The sequence below is a fragment of the Lactobacillus sp. WILCCON 0149 genome (assembly GCF_057197965.1).
This window is the reverse complement of record NZ_JBUBHO010000001.1, coordinates 2,165,869-2,179,908: the sequence shown is the minus strand read 5'-3', so window position 1 is coordinate 2,179,908 and position 14,040 is coordinate 2,165,869. Positions and strand designations below refer to the sequence as shown.

The 14,040-nt window shown below is 51.1% G+C and carries 14 protein-coding genes; 11 read left to right on the top strand and 3 right to left on the bottom strand.

Features of this window, described 5'->3' with window-relative positions:
• Positions 1-5 precede the first annotated feature (5 nt).
• From walK to ACYVUV_RS10140, 10 genes are all read left to right on the top strand, one after another.
• Positions 6-1,901 carry a cell wall metabolism sensor histidine kinase WalK gene (gene walK / locus ACYVUV_RS10185; RefSeq protein WP_439776155.1) on the top strand — a complete coding sequence of 632 codons (1,896 nt, stop codon included), beginning with the start codon at positions 6-8 and terminating at the stop codon, positions 1,899-1,901.
• Entirely contained in the window at positions 1,891-3,456 is a 1,566-nt protein-coding gene (gene yycH, locus ACYVUV_RS10180) for a two-component system activity regulator YycH (protein WP_439776154.1), read from the top strand. The genes walK and yycH overlap by 11 nt, the downstream gene beginning before the upstream one ends.
• Positions 3,456-4,256, top strand: coding sequence for a two-component system regulatory protein YycI (locus ACYVUV_RS10175; RefSeq protein ID WP_439776153.1), 801 nt, complete (start codon positions 3,456-3,458; stop codon positions 4,254-4,256). Before yycH ends, ACYVUV_RS10175 begins: the two co-directional genes overlap by 1 nt.
• A 19-nt stretch (positions 4,257-4,275) precedes the next feature.
• Positions 4,276-5,073: an MBL fold metallo-hydrolase gene (locus tag ACYVUV_RS10170; protein ID WP_439776163.1), complete on the top strand. Its 798-nt coding sequence runs from the start codon at positions 4,276-4,278 to the stop codon at positions 5,071-5,073.
• Positions 5,074-5,163: 90 nt separating this feature from the next.
• A complete protein-coding gene (locus ACYVUV_RS10165; RefSeq protein ID WP_439776152.1) occupies positions 5,164-6,453 on the top strand; it encodes a S1C family serine protease in 1,290 nt (429 codons plus the stop codon).
• A 491-nt stretch (positions 6,454-6,944) separates the two neighbouring features.
• Complete coding sequence (gene rlmH / locus ACYVUV_RS10160; RefSeq protein ID WP_003620648.1) at positions 6,945-7,424, top strand: 23S rRNA (pseudouridine(1915)-N(3))-methyltransferase RlmH; 480 nt, start codon at positions 6,945-6,947, stop codon at positions 7,422-7,424.
• Between the two features lie 115 nt (positions 7,425-7,539).
• The gene (locus tag ACYVUV_RS10155; protein ID WP_439776151.1) at positions 7,540-8,355 is read left to right on the top strand and encodes a helix-turn-helix domain-containing protein; all 816 of its coding nucleotides are present in this window, start codon (positions 7,540-7,542) and stop codon (positions 8,353-8,355) included.
• Between the two features lie 114 nt (positions 8,356-8,469).
• Positions 8,470-8,736 (top strand): hypothetical protein, encoded by a 267-nt coding sequence (locus tag ACYVUV_RS10150; protein ID WP_439776150.1) that lies wholly within the window; start codon positions 8,470-8,472, stop codon positions 8,734-8,736.
• Between the two features lie 17 nt (positions 8,737-8,753).
• Positions 8,754-9,134 (top strand): hypothetical protein, encoded by a 381-nt coding sequence (locus ACYVUV_RS10145; protein WP_439776149.1) that lies wholly within the window; start codon positions 8,754-8,756, stop codon positions 9,132-9,134.
• Positions 9,135-9,305: 171 nt separating this feature from the next.
• Positions 9,306-9,647, top strand: coding sequence for a hypothetical protein (locus tag ACYVUV_RS10140; RefSeq protein WP_439776148.1), 342 nt, complete (start codon positions 9,306-9,308; stop codon positions 9,645-9,647).
• A gap of 65 nt (positions 9,648-9,712) precedes the next feature.
• Here the strand turns inward: ACYVUV_RS10140 and ACYVUV_RS10135 are convergent, their stop codons facing one another.
• The 3 genes from ACYVUV_RS10135 to ACYVUV_RS10125 all read right to left on the bottom strand — a co-directional run bounded on the left by ACYVUV_RS10135 (position 9,713) and on the right by ACYVUV_RS10125 (position 12,252).
• Positions 9,713-10,081, bottom strand: coding sequence for a pyridoxamine 5'-phosphate oxidase family protein (locus tag ACYVUV_RS10135; protein WP_439776147.1), 369 nt, complete (start codon positions 10,079-10,081; stop codon positions 9,713-9,715).
• Positions 10,082-10,215: 134 nt separating this feature from the next.
• Positions 10,216-10,884 (bottom strand): energy-coupling factor transporter transmembrane component T family protein, encoded by a 669-nt coding sequence (locus ACYVUV_RS10130; RefSeq protein ID WP_484499306.1) that lies wholly within the window; start codon positions 10,882-10,884, stop codon positions 10,216-10,218.
• A gap of 12 nt (positions 10,885-10,896) precedes the next feature.
• Positions 10,897-12,252, bottom strand: coding sequence for an ATP-binding cassette domain-containing protein (locus tag ACYVUV_RS10125; protein ID WP_484499305.1), 1,356 nt, complete (start codon positions 12,250-12,252; stop codon positions 10,897-10,899).
• 305 nt (positions 12,253-12,557) lie between these two features.
• On the opposite strand from ACYVUV_RS10125, the gene ACYVUV_RS10120 reads away from it, so the two are divergent.
• Positions 12,558-14,033 (top strand): MFS transporter, encoded by a 1,476-nt coding sequence (locus ACYVUV_RS10120; protein ID WP_439776144.1) that lies wholly within the window; start codon positions 12,558-12,560, stop codon positions 14,031-14,033.
• Positions 14,034-14,040 lie beyond the last annotated feature (7 nt).

Below are 14,040 nucleotides of genomic sequence, written 5' to 3'. Positions count from 1 at the left end.
GATTAATGAAGAAAGATAAAAAAGCACGCAAAGAGAAAGTGAAGAGAGAGAAGACCCACCGGCTTAAACGCCTGGTCAGCTCGATTCAGACCAAGATCGCCATTATCTTCATGCTCCTGTTGCTGGCCACGATTGAAATCATCGGGGCCTACTTTACCCGGCAGATGGAGCAGACCAGCATTGACAACTTTCAAACTACGATTCAGCTGCAGTCGATCGTGACCGACCAGTTGACTACCCAGCTGGTCAAGAATGGCAAAAGCGCTGACCGGAAGATGAACCAGATCATCACCGACTACAGCAACGACGCGATTTCTGAGATCCAGGTCGTGGACAATAAAAACGTGATCCGGGCCGTGTCCAACCTAAATGACAAAAACCGGGTGGGGCAATTGTCCAACAATGGCGATATCCGGGAAGTGATCAACTCCGGCCAGCAGAAGACCCAGATCACTAGCGGCCAGAAGGGCAGCTTCATGGTCCAGATCGTGCCCCTGACCAGCGGGACCAACATCGTCGGGGCAGTCTATGTCCGGGCCAGCATGGCTGACGTCTTCAACAACTTGCGCAACGTCTCGATGATGTTTTTGACGGCCTCGCTTATTGCCGTAATCGTGGCGGCGATTGCCTCCATGTTTATTTCCCGGGCAATAACCCGGCCGATTGAAGAGCTCCGCCAGCAGGCCATCCAAGTGGCTGACGGGGACTATTCGACCCAGGTCAAGATCTACTCAAATGACGAACTGGGCCAGCTGGGGGCGGCCTTTAACACCCTCTCAGCCAAGATCGAGCGGTCCAATGAGCAGTCAGAATCTGAGCGCCGGCGGCTGGACAGTGTCCTGTCCCACATGACCGACGGGGTGATCGCGACTGACCGGCACGGGAACGTGTCGATCATGAACCAGATGGCCCAGGACTTCCTGGACATCAAGGCCGAAGACGCGATCAACAAGCCTATTTCCCAAGTTCTGGGCCTGGGGGACGAATACACTTCCCAGGACTTGATCTCCAACCAAAGCGACATGCAGGTCACGGTCAATGCCGGTACGGATGATGAAATGATCCTGCACGCCAGCTTTACCCTAATCAAGCGGGTCACGGGCTTTGTGTCCGGGGCCGTCTGCGTCTTGCACGACGTGACTGAGCAGATCAAAAATGAAGATGAGCAGCGGCAGTTCGTTTCCAACGTTTCCCATGAATTGCGGACTCCTTTGACCAGCGTCCGGGCTTATATTGAAGCCCTGAATGAGGGGGCCTGGAAGGATCCGGAGATTGCCCCGCAGTTTTTGGAAGTCACGCAAAAGGAAACTGAACGGATGATCCGGATGGTCAATGACCTTCTGGTTCTGTCCAGAATGGACCGGGGGGCCACCAAGCTGGAACCGGAATGGGTCAACTTTACCGACTTTGTTGCCCACCTGCTCAACCGCTTTGACATGATTGTCGAGCATGATCAGGGCGAGGCCCAAAGCGATACCAAGGAATACGTGATCAAGCGGGACCTGGGCAACCAGGCCCTGTGGGTGGAAATCGACACCGACCAGATGATGCGGGTAATCGACAATATCATGAACAACGCCATCAAGTATTCCCCTGACGGGGGGACCATTACGGTCCGCTTGACCCAGAACCAGAACCAGATCCTGCTTAGCATCAGCGACCAGGGGCTGGGGATTCCGAGAAAGGACCTGGGCAAGATCTTTGACCGCTTCTACCGGGCAGACAAGGCTCGGTCCCGGGCCCAAGGTGGGACCGGTTTGGGCCTGGCCATTGCCAAGGAAATCGTGACGGCCCATGGCGGCCGGATCTGGGCTGACAGCCGGGAAGGACATGGGTCAACCTTCTACATTGCCCTGCCATATGAACCAATGGATGAGGAGGATGAATGGGATGAAGTTTAAATTCAAGTTCAAATTCAATGATTTTCTCCTCCACCTGGCGACCTTGACCGTGATTTTGATCTCGATCGGCCTCTGGGTCACGGTGATGACCAGTGACCAGCGCTTCAGCCGGATCAGCAATGAGTCTTCATCGCAAAGTTCTGCTTCTTTGACGACCCACTACCGGAATATCCAGACTTTTTACGCTCCTGGCCAGACCTATGTCTTTCAAGACGGGGTCCGCTATCAAGTGCATGACGCCAAACGGAACCTGCCTTTGAAATTTGTCCAGTACCTGGAAAAGGTCAAGCTGGGGGTAATTGAGAAGGTATCGGATGATTCTGCCGATTACAAGAAACTGCTGGATGACCAGAACTATATCATGTTTGCCTACCCGGACCAGATCAATTTCACGGTGCTTTTAGGCAAGAAGCAAGCCAATTCCAGCCTGCAGTTCAACCGGGTCTTTGTCCCGGCCAAGAGCAAGATTCGCTATCTTTACTTTGGCAACGACAGCGGCAGCCGGGTTTACCGGGTGAAGATCAAGTCTGGCTCTTTTCAGCAGCTGGTCAAGTACGTAAAGAGTGCTCAAGACAAGCAGGAGGTCAGCTTCCTGCATTTGAAGAAGCTTTATGTGCCTTTTTATGCTCAAGCAGTTAAAGTTAAGGAATACAGCTACCTCATCAGCTACCAGTCCAGCAGCTATTATGCCTCCAGGCTTCTGGGCAGCAGCTATCGCAAGTCGGTGGCCAAGAATGGCCGCACGGTCTACACGGCTGGCTATTCCAAGCGCCTGCAGATTCCTAAGGAAGGCAAAGGCAGTGACCACCAGTATCTTTACCAAAACTATCTGACTGGCCAAGAGCGGACGGCCACTCAGCGAATGCTGGAAAGTGCCGCTTATGTCAAGCAGCTGGGCCTGGTTGAGCAGGATCTGCGCTTTTTTGAAAGCAGCGGCAAGACGGTGTCTTATATCAACTATATTGAAGGCTATCCGATTTTTGCCAATGACACCCTGGCCCAAACCCAGGTGACCATGGGAACGGAAACGGTCAGCGTGGCTTTCAGCAGCATGAACCTGCAGATCCCGATCCCTTATGACGGGCAGGCCAAGACCCTGCCTAAGACCGCGACCTTGCTTAAAGAGCTGGGCAGCATCGGCATCAAAGAAAGTGAAATCGAGAGGATCACCATCGGCTACCATATCAAGGCCGACAAGAAGCGCAGCGACTTGATCACTCTGGTGCCAACCTACTTTATCAAGGTAGGCGGCAGCTGGAACAGCCTGGCTGGCTGGAAGAAGGCTAAGGCCGAAAATGCTGATCTTTTGATTGACGGATCCAGCTCCAGCAGTTACTCGTCTTCAACTAGCTCCAGCCAGTCCAGCAGTGAGGCAAGCTCACCTTCCAGCTCAAGCGGCAGCCAAGCGGGCAGCCAGGCTCCGGAAAGCAGTCAGGAAGCGTCTTCCAGCAGCCGCAGCCAATCAGTGTCTGAATCCAGCTCCAGTTCCAGCAGCTCCAGCTCAAGTTCAGCCGTATCATCAAGTTCAGTCAGCTCAGAGGAGGAAGAAAACTAATGGATCATCGCAAAATTGAATGGCTTTTTCTGATCCTCTTCTGCCTGGTCGACATTTACCTTTTGATTGAGCTCTGGCGGGCACCGGTCACTTTGACTTCTTCAACCAGCTCAGTGACGACCTCGACCAGCTTGAAGGCTGAAATGAAGTCGGACAATATCACGGTTCCCTCCCTGTCCAGGAAGGGGGACTCGGGCTACTACCTGGCCACAAGAAGCAAGAGCGACTTGAAAGAAGCCGCCAAGAAGCTCAGCAGCGACGTGTCCACCAGCTATGCTGAAGGGGACAAGACCCTGTACGCGACTATGAAAAACGCGATTTCGCTGGAGCGGATGACGGTAAGTGAATTCAAGAATGACAAAAATTACGTGCTGCATGGCAAGCAGTATGTTTATGCCAAGAACCTTTCCAGCAACAGCAGCTACGTTTACGTGCAGAAGTCCCAGTACGGGCAGGTCTACAGCAGCCTGGCCCAGCTGGTGGTCAACGTCAAGGACAAGAAGATCACGGGCTACTACCAGACCTATTTGAGTGACTTGACCAGCGTGCGGGAATTGCAGGCTACCATCAGCCCCTGGCGGGCAGTCACCAACCTCTATACCACCCGGGAACTGGCCGACAACTCCCGGGTGATGCAGGTCAAGCTGGGCTACACCAAATTGACCGAGGTCCGGGGCAGCGTGATCTTTGTCCCGACCTGGCTGGTCTGGATCGAAAACAAGAGCAGCAAGAGCAGCAGTTTGAAGCGGGTCAACGCCTTTAATGGCCAGCTTTTGCAAAACAGTACATTGGATGATTAAGGGCAGGAAGGGAACAAATTTGCAATTCGCGGTATTATCAAGCGGATCAGCGGGCAACTGCAGCTTGCTGATGACTGACCAGCACAAGATTTTGATGGACGCCGGGCTTTCGGGCAAGAAGACTAAGGAGCTTTTAGCCAAGGTAGGCGTGGCGATTGAAGACTTGGACATGGTCTTTTTAAGCCACGACCATGGCGACCACAGCGGAGGAATGGGGGTCCTTATGCGCCGCTATCCCCAGCTGAACGCCTTCAGCAACACGGGAACCTGGAAGTACCTGGAGGAGACCGGCAAGATCGGCCGCCTGCCGGAAGAGCAGATCAATGTGATTGAGCCGGGCCAGACCAAGTGCTATGGGGACTTGGAAGTGACGGCTTTTGCCACCAGCCATGACGCGGCTCAGCCCCAGTACTACGTTTTTTCCAGCGGGGGCAAGCGCCTGGCCTGCTTGACGGACACGGGCTACGTGTCGGAAGAAGTCGAATATGAGATTCAAGACGCGGATGCCTATTTGCTCGAGTTCAACTATGACGACCTGATGCTGAGAAGCGGCCCCTATCCCTGGAGCCTGCAGCAGCGGGTCCGGTCAGATCATGGCCACCTGTCAAACGAGCAGGCGGCTGAGACTCTGGCCAGGGTTATCAGTTCTAAAACCAAGCATGTTTTCATGGCCCACCGCAGCCAGCAGAACAATTTGAATTATTTGGCCCGGGACGTGGCGGAGCAGGTTCTGGCGGAGAAAGATGCCGACGTCTCCAGTGACCTGGAATTGCACGATACCGAGCCGATGACGCCGAGTTCTTTAATTAATTTATAATACGAGGGCTTTAAAGCTTTTAATACGTTTTGTTCATATATACTTCAAAAAGCTTGGATATGATAATGACAACGATAAGGAGTGATAACCATGTCTGAAGAACAAGATAAGCAAAGAAACACGCGCAAGAAGGAAAATAACCGTTTGTTAACTAAAGCGGCCATCATTGGGGTCGTTGCCGGTCTTTTGGGCGGGGGGATTGCTTACGGCGGCTTGTCAGCAGCCAATTTGAATAGCAATTCTTCATCATCCACGGCCAGCTCAAGCACCAGCAGCAATACTGGTGAAACCGGGTCAGTGACGACTTCATCCAGCGGCACTACTAAGGTCAACAAGTCAACGACCACCAGCGGGACGATGACTTCCGCTTACAAGAAGGTCCAGAACGCGGTTGTTTCAGTCTTGAACTACAAGTACACTTCCAGTTCATCATCAAGCTCTGACATCTACAGCATGTTCGGCTATGGCGATTCAGATTCCAGCTCAGATTCATCCAGCTCCAAGAAGTCTTTGACTTTGTACTCTGAAGGTTCCGGGGTCATCTACACAACGGCAAACGGCAAGGGCTACATCGTCACTAACAACCACGTTATTTCCGGGGCAGCCAAGGTGAAGGTCATCCTGGCTTCCGGGAAGACGATTTCCGCTAAGGTTGTCGGCAAGGACTCAACCAGTGACTTGGCTGTCCTGTCAATCGACTCCAAGTACGTAACCCAGACCGCTTCATTTGGTGACTCCAGCAGCCTGCAGTCAGGGCAGACGGTGATTGCCATCGGTTCACCAGAAGGGTCTGAATACGCGTCTACGGTAACGCAAGGGATCATTTCCTCACCAAGCCGGACGATCACTTACAACTCCAACCAGATGACGGTCATCCAGACGGACGCGGCCATCAACTCCGGTAACTCCGGTGGTCCATTGGTCAACTCTGACGGCCAGGTTATCGGGATCAACTCCATGAAGCTGTCCAGCTCCAGCAGTGGCGACTCAGTTGAAGGGATGGGCTTCGCGATCCCGTCAAACGAAGTTGTGACGATCGTCAACCAATTGGTCAAGAAGGGGAAGATCACCCGGCCGCAATTGGGCATCAAGGTTGCGGCGATTGCTGAACTGAACAGCTACTACAAGAAGCAGCTGGGCATTTCAACCAGTCTGAAGAAGGGCCTGTACGTGGCTAGCGTAACTTCAGGCAGCGCGGCAGCCAGTGCCGGGATCAAGAAGGGCGACGTGATTACGGCTGCTGACGGCAAGACGGTCAACGACGTGGCCACCCTGCACAGCATCTTGTACAGCCACAATGTTGGCGACAAGGTCAAGATCACGGTTAACCGGAACGGCAAGACCATGACCTTCACGGTAACCCTGCAGGCAAGCAACTAATTTAAGAACAAATAATCCAGTGGATCAGCAGATCTGCTGGATTTTTTGCTTTTTTCAAAACAAAAGCAGGGTAAAGCCAAGGTAAAGTTCGGAAATATTTCTTGTCAAGGAAAATTTTTAGGGAGACTTTATCCCCAATCCTGTGGAAAAGACTGTGAATTGTGCAAAAAATGGGGTAAAAAGCTCCTGAAAAGTTGTGGATAAGCTGTGGATTGTGTGTAAGTTCCACGGGCAAAAGTCATGTTAAAACGTCTGTTCAAGGCGGCAGGCCGGGCTTTTTCGGTGATTGTTTGTGAAAATGTCCAGTCCACAGGCGGCTTGTGGAATGGTTACACGGGATTTTAGAAATTTTTTGGCAAAAAGCTAGACCTAGATAGAATTCTGCTCTAGTCCACTAGATCTAGAAAAGGCCTTTCCACAGCTGTGGAAAAAAGCGGTTGATAAACTGTTAATTGTGGGGATAGAAGCAAAAATGGTAAAATAGGTGCATTATGAATATCAAAATTGTTTGCGTTGGAAAATTAAAAGAGAAGTATTTTAAGGATGGGATCGCGGAGTACCAGAAGCGGCTGAGCCGCTTTGCCAAGGTAGAGATAGTGCAGGTGCCGGATGAGAAGGCGCCGGAAAGCCTCAGCCCGGCCCAGATGGAAGAAGTCAAGAAGCGGGAAGGCGAGCGGATCCTAAGCAAGATCAAGGACAAGGAATATGTCTACGTCCTGGCCATTAAGGGCAAAGAGCGGGCTAGTGAAGAGTTTGCCAAGGAACTGAAGGATCTGGGAACCTACGGGCATTCCGACATTACTTTCGTGATCGGGGGGAGTCTGGGGACCAGTGACGCGGTCAACAAGCGGGCTAACGACCTGTTTAGTTTCGGCAAGCTGACCATGCCCCACCAATTGATGCGGCTGGTTTTGATTGAGCAGATCTACCGGGCCTTCATGATCAACTCTGGCAGTCCTTACCACAAGTAGAATAGATTATTTAGCCTCTCCTGGGAAATATGCAGGAGAGGCTTTTTGTATACGAATTAGTCTAGTGCTAGAATCTAAGGTGAAAGTGTTTTATTAGGGGGAGCTGAATAGAAAAATGGAGATCTGTGATTTGCTCAAGCAGACCAGAATAGATTTGGGCCTAACCCAACAGGAAATGGCGGGAGAAGTCATGTCGGTGGCCCAGTACTCCCGGATTGAGAGCGGGGAGCAGCGGATCAAGGCCGAGGATCTGCTGGAGCTTTTGGAAAGCCACAACTATGATTTGGGCTACTTTTTCACCAAAATGATTTATAGCCGGCGAGAGGAAAAAGAGGCTGACTGGATCAATATCGAGTTCCGGGTGAAGAGCGCCTTTTATGATTGGAACTGGGAAAAGATGAGCTTTTTGAAAGAGCAGGCGGCCAATCTGACGGGGAAGACGGCCTTGCGAATCGGTAGTGACCTGGTGGCTTATCTGCTGGAGCCAGGTGATAAGGATCATGAGCAGCTGAAAAACGAGGTATCGGATTATTTCTTCAGTCTGGACAATTGGATGGACGATACGGAAGCAATTGTTGTTTTTGCCGCGGCGATTCAGTTGATGAAGTTTGATATTGCCTACTTTTGGCTGAGTGAACTGCTAGACAAGTATCAACAGATCGATAATTTTTCTAGAGACCAGCAGGAAGCGGTAGGCAAGGCCTGTGTCAGCTTCTGTCAGCGCTGCAGGAAAGAAGGCATTGCCAAGGCGGCCAAGCCGGCCATAGAAGTTCTAGGACAGCTGTCTCCTTGCCTGGAGTTTGTAGCCTACCGCTTGCTTGGCAAGTATTACGCGGGGCTTTTTTCAGGGCAAGATGAGGAGGCGGAAAGAATCAAGGGGATACTCAGAGAATCTGGACTGGAAAGATTTGTCGATCATTTTCTCTTGTGAAGATTTGCAGATCTGCAAATGCTGATTCATATCTGCAATTTTGCTCTCTAGCTGGAAAAAGCGATGTAGAATAGCCATGTAAACGGATTATGAGTCATGAAAGGGACGATTTAAATGACTAAAACAGAGCATTACATGTGGCTGGCTCCAGCAGCGGCTTGGGTGATTGGCGCCTGCCTTTTGCTGGGCCTTGTAATTGACCGGGTGGTAGGCCTGTATTTCGGCTTGACCTGGTACTGGACTTCGGCTGTTGTTGCTTTGGCGGTCAGTCTGGTTCTGGCCAGCTACCGCTGGCGGGGGAAGGCAGTCTTTAACTATTGGCTGGCCGGCATCCTCTTGGCCGTCAGCCTAATCAGCTGCGTGATGGCCTGGGTTGGGTAAAAACGAAGGTGACAGAGATGAAATTCTTAAAGATTTTAGTCAAAGTGGTTGATGTAATCTTACTATGCTTTTTGACTGTGGTAGTTTGCTCAAATCTAAAGGACTACATCAATGCCCTAAGAACGATCAAAGGGACTGATTTAAAGGTAACAGTTTTTGGCCATGTGATTTTAATTTTGGTCTTACTGACAGAATTAGCCTTAGCAGTATTTAGCCAAAAAATTCCCCGTAAGCCGTTCTTGATTATTGGCCTAGTTTGCATCGCCTTGACGTTGATAGGACTGATTACGCCAATCGCTTTTGGTCCGGGCAATTTACCACTTAACTTCTTGGCCTTAGTGTTATTGGCTGTTAGCCGCTTTTTGCAAGAAAACATAGCTCAGAAGAGAACGTTGTGAAGAGCAAAAGTTATTAAACTTAGCAAGAACCACGCGTTAACATACGCAAGTTTGGTAGGCGGATTTTTTAACAAAAGCAAAAAATGACGGCTGCCGCAAGAATCACTGCTCCAAAATTGAAATTGAACTTATAATATAAGTGAATAGTTTTCTGGAAATAGGAGCGTGATTATGATGAAAAACTTTGCAACTAAGCCAGCCGTTAAAACTGTCTTCTTGCTGGCCGGTATCTGTTTGGCCTTGTTTATGGCGGTTCAGTGGATCTTTGCCTTGGGCGACCCAGGTCCAGTTTCATGGACAATCGCTGGCATGATCGCGATCACCCTGCTGACCCTATTTCTGGGTCTCACGCCCTTGACCAAGCTCAGCCCGGCAGTAGGCTACGTAACTGCTGCAGCATTAGCGGTTATCGTCTTGATTTTTGTCTTCAATATTCATGAATACATCTCAATCGGCATTTTGTACCTAATCTACGCGGCCCTGGCCTGTGGCCTTTTACGGGCTAAAAAATAATAGATAGACAGAAAAATGGCTTCCGGGATTTTCTCCCAGAAGCCATTTTCATTATGCTGATTTGATTAAGCGAAGATTTCTTCAACTTCAACTACTACGGCAGCAGCAGTTTCCGGCTTGCCAACCTTAGCAGCGTATTCCTTGGCGAAGTCGTCGCCTTCGTGGATAGTCACGCTGCCGACCACGCGCACGTTAGTGTGGCTTGGCACGTCAGCAACTACGACAGCAACCTTGCTGCCGTTCTTGATGTTTTCCCACAAGTGTGAGAAGGTAACTTCACTCCAAACCAGGTGCTTGTCGTCCAAGGCAGTTACAGAACCCTTAGGACCAACTTGTGGGTTGCCGTCCTTGTCAACGGAAGCAACGAATGCCAAAGCGTCGTTAAAGAACTTTTGTTGGTCAGCAGTCAAAGTAGTAGCGTCTAATTTCTTCATAATGGTAATTTCCCTTCTTTTTACTTAAGTAGCAATTTTTTCTCTTGATACTTAGTATTATAGGACCTCCCCAGGCAAAAGAAATTGATCTAGGTCAATTTTATAACTTTTTTACTAAAATTTTTTTGCAACTTTTATGGCAGTAAAAAAGCCCCCAGATTCAAAAGAAGAATGGCAATAACAAAGAGCAGCCAGTCCTTACCAGTCAGCGGCACTTCAACGATCACAGACCGCGGGGCGCCTTCCCGGTAGCCATGGGACTCCATCCCCTGTGCCAGGTTGTCGGCACTGTTTAAAGCCACTAAAATCGCCTTAAAGTAGAGGACCGGAGACCAAAAGGAAAGATAGACTCCCCGCATCATCCCTGCCACCCGGATCTGCTTGACCGCGGCCTGCATGCGGGGAATGATGTTCAAAGCCGCCAAGGTCCCGTAGGCAAACTTGCTTGGCAAGTGCAGGTTCTGTTCCAGCGACCGGGCCATCTCTTCTGCCGTGGTTGAAATGGTCAGGCAAGCCGTGGTAAAGGTATACACGAGAACCCGGCTGGAAATGTCCAAAGCATACCAGAGGTCGCGGTGGTCACTGAAGATGTAGCCAGAAGAAAAGACGGTAATTGCCGCCAGGCCCGCCGCCAAAAGCATCCCGCCCAGGGCCTTGGGCTTGATCCGCCGGTACAAGAGGTAGGCAAAAGCCAGGACAATAACGATGATATTGCTGATGAGGCTGACCCTAAAAGATAACTCCAGTGAAATGATCAAGGTCAGCAAGAACTTCAAGCTGGGATTCATTTTGCTTTTAGTCATTTTCTCCTCCCCCTAGTCTTCTACAAAAGCCAGTTTTTTGTCAGCCAGGCGCAGGTGATAGTCGCACCAATCGCTGATTCCATAGAACTGGTGGCTGATCAGCAGAATCGTCTGCTTGCTCTTTTCCTGGCACTCTTGCAAAAGCTTCACGACTTGCTCAATCGACTTTTGGTCCAGGCCGCTCAAGGGCTCATCGATCAAAAGCACTTCCTGGCCCGACAGAAGCATCAAGAGGATCTGCAGCTTCTTTTTCTGCCCGCCCGACAAGGAGTAGACTACCTGGTCTAAGTGGTCGGCCAAACCCAGGTCAGCCAGGGCCTGGTCTAAAACTTCAGGTGTGAAGTAAGGCGAAGCGTGCTTTTTGCTCAAATCCAGCTCCTCTTTGACAGTAATCGCCATGAACTGGTCACTTGCATTTTGAAAAATCTGCGCCACATGCTGGAAGTAGGTCCGCTCCTTGAGCTTGGCCACTTCCTTGCCCTCCCAGGTTAAGGAGCCCTGGTAGTCCAGCAGCTTGGTCATGGCCTTAAACAGGGAGCTCTTCCCGCTGCCGTTTGGCCCTGTGATCAAGGTCACCTTCCCCTTGGGGATGGCTAATTCCTTTTGCTCAATTAAAGGCCGGCCCTGCTTGATGGTGAAATTTTTCATGACAAAAGCCGCTGGCTCGTTCTCTGGCAGGGGAAAGTGCAGGCCGATTGGCTCAGTAGCCAGGAGAAGGGCTTGTTCATCCTGGCTCAAGAGTTCCACCTGCCCGCCTTCAAAGCGGTAGACCCCGTCCACCTTGCCCTGGTAGTCGTCAAAAAGGTGGTCGGTAATGATGATGGTCTTGCCCTGTTCTTTCAGCTTGGCTAAGCGGCCGATCAAGAAGCGGCGGGCTGCTGGGTCCACGCTGGCAAAAGGCTCATCCAGCAAAAAGAGATCCACGTCCATGGCGACCAGGACAGCTAAGGCTACCCGCTGCTTTTCTCCGCCGGACATGGTCACGATCTTCTGGTCCAAAAGGGAATCGATTTCTGCGAACTCGCTGGCCTTTTTCAGCCGGTTTTCAAATTCTTCTTTATTTTTCCCCAGGTTTTCCATGGCAAAAATAATCTCTTCTCTGGGCGTGGCCATGGTAAACTGCTCGCCAGCTTCCTGGAACATCATGGCCTGACTCCGTCCGCCCAAATCGATCTGTCCGCTGGTCAGCTGGCCTCCGTATTTCGGGTAGAGGCCGGCCATGATCTTCAAGAGGGTCGACTTGCCGCAGCCAGTTGGCCCGATCAAGAGGGAAAAAGTCCCCGCCGGCAGGGTCAAGGACAGGTCGCGGATAACCTCCCGGTCCCCGTAGGAAAAAGTTAAGTGGTCAATTGTCAGTTCTGCTTGCAAAATAAAAAGTCACCTCAAAAGCAGGGTGACCAGAAGTAAAGTTTCATTTTCCCTTGCCAGCATTACCTGGCCAGGTTCCATGGGTATCATCTCAGCCTTCCGGCACCCCGTTGATTCGTCTAATTGATTCTTATTTTATTATATTGGATCTGCTAAAGCCTGTCTAATTCAAACTTTGTCCAAACTGATTGAAAAAGCCGATTTATAGCACTTTTCTTAAAATAATCTTGGAAGAAGCTTTTACTGGCAATTTTTTAGCTGTATCCTAAAATTAAGGACTTTTAGAATTTAGTGGGAGCGAAAAAATGTCAGATCAACGAAGACGAATAATTACCGTGGCCTTGATGCTGTCAAACGTCATGTCCGGTTTGGACAACACAATCATCAACACGGCCTTGCCGCGGATCATTGCCGACTTGCACGGGATTGAATATACCGGCTGGCTGGTAGCCATCTTCTTATTGGGGACGGCTGTCTCTACGCCTCTGTGGAGCAAGTTGGGCGAGCGGCGGGGGAATAAACTGGCCTACCAGTTGTCAGCTGCCTGCTTTTTGCTGGGGGCGCTTCTGCAGGGCTGTGCCCAGCAGATGTCCTTCCTTTTGACCTTCCGCCTTTTGGCCGGGATTGGCAACGGGGGAATGGTGTCGCTTCCTTATATTATCTACTCTGACCTTTATCCAAATGCCCACAAGCGCTTAAAGGTGCTGGGTATGGTGTCCGCCTTCTTCACCACGGCCACCATCTTAGGGCCGCTTTTCGGGGGCTGGATCGTTGACGTCTTGTCTTGGCGCTGGGTCTTTTACATCAATATCCCCTTTGCCTTGATTTCCATCGTCTTGATCCAGATCTTTTTCCAGGAAGAGGAAAAAAAGCGGTCAGTCCACAAGGTCGACTTGGGCGGGGCTATCTGCCTGTCCTTTGGGGTGGTGGCCCTTTTGCTCGGGACCCAGCTGGTAGAATCGGCGGGAATCGCCACGGCTCTGTTGATCTTCGCGGCGGCCTTGATTTTCATCGGCCTCTTGGTCATTATTGAGCGCCGGGCGGAAGACCCGATTATCCCAGGCCGTTTGTTTAAAAATATCCCCTTGGTCGTCGACTTTACCTTGTTTGTCTTGATCTGGGCCGCCATGTCTGCTTACAGCGTCTACGCGCCGATGTGGGCGGAAGGCTTGATGGCCACGACTGCCCTGGTCGGGGGGATGACCCAGATCCCTGGGGCCTTTACCGACATGCTGGGCTCCTTGTCAGTGGAAAAAATGCGCCGGCGCTGGTCGGCCTACCAGGTCATGCTGGCCACCTGCTGGATTTTGGCGGCGGGCTACCTGATGATGGCGGCGGCTCCGCGCTACTTCCCTTACTGGGGGATTTTAATCGCCGGGATGCTGCAGGGCTGGGGCAACGGGGTCATGTTCAACCAGCTTCAGGTTAAGGTGCAAGAAGACGCGGAAAGCAAGGACGTGCCGGTCGCGACTTCCTTCTCTTACTTGATCCGGATGCTGGCCATGGCTGTTTCCTCCAGCGTCTTCGGGGTCATTTTGAATGAGCACCTGGCTAAAGGGGTCAAGGCTAGCGGGGGCAAGATCACTTTGTCCATGCTCAACCACCTGTCAGACGCCAAGACCCGGGTCAATCTGCCTAAGCAGGACTTGGGCCAGATGGAGAACATCCTCTACGGGGCTATTCACGCGATTTTCTGGGCCGCCTTTATCCTGGTCTTCTTGTCTTTGCTTATCGCCATCTGGGCCCGCTGGCGGGAGAAAAAAATGGCCAAGTTACGGTGATTTTTTA

Excerpts from the sequence above, each read along its gene's own strand:
- walK (WP_439776155.1), top strand. The coding sequence starts at position 6 with ATGAAGAAAGATAAAAAAGCACGCAAAGAGAAAGTGAAGAGAGAGAAG.
- yycH (WP_439776154.1), top strand. The coding sequence starts at position 1,891 with ATGAAGTTTAAATTCAAGTTCAAATTCAATGATTTTCTCCTCCACCTG.
- ACYVUV_RS10175 (WP_439776153.1), top strand. The coding sequence starts at position 3,456 with ATGGATCATCGCAAAATTGAATGGCTTTTTCTGATCCTCTTCTGCCTG.
- ACYVUV_RS10165 (WP_439776152.1), top strand. The coding sequence starts at position 5,164 with ATGTCTGAAGAACAAGATAAGCAAAGAAACACGCGCAAGAAGGAAAAT.
- rlmH (WP_003620648.1), top strand. The coding sequence starts at position 6,945 with ATGAATATCAAAATTGTTTGCGTTGGAAAATTAAAAGAGAAGTATTTT.
- ACYVUV_RS10155 (WP_439776151.1), top strand. The coding sequence starts at position 7,540 with ATGGAGATCTGTGATTTGCTCAAGCAGACCAGAATAGATTTGGGCCTA.
- ACYVUV_RS10150 (WP_439776150.1), top strand. The coding sequence starts at position 8,470 with ATGACTAAAACAGAGCATTACATGTGGCTGGCTCCAGCAGCGGCTTGG.
- ACYVUV_RS10145 (WP_439776149.1), top strand. The coding sequence starts at position 8,754 with ATGAAATTCTTAAAGATTTTAGTCAAAGTGGTTGATGTAATCTTACTA.
- ACYVUV_RS10140 (WP_439776148.1), top strand. The coding sequence starts at position 9,306 with ATGATGAAAAACTTTGCAACTAAGCCAGCCGTTAAAACTGTCTTCTTG.
- ACYVUV_RS10135 (WP_439776147.1), bottom strand. The coding sequence starts at position 10,081 with ATGAAGAAATTAGACGCTACTACTTTGACTGCTGACCAACAAAAGTTC.
- ACYVUV_RS10130 (WP_484499306.1), bottom strand. The coding sequence starts at position 10,884 with ATGACTAAAAGCAAAATGAATCCCAGCTTGAAGTTCTTGCTGACCTTG.
- ACYVUV_RS10120 (WP_439776144.1), top strand. The coding sequence starts at position 12,558 with ATGTCAGATCAACGAAGACGAATAATTACCGTGGCCTTGATGCTGTCA.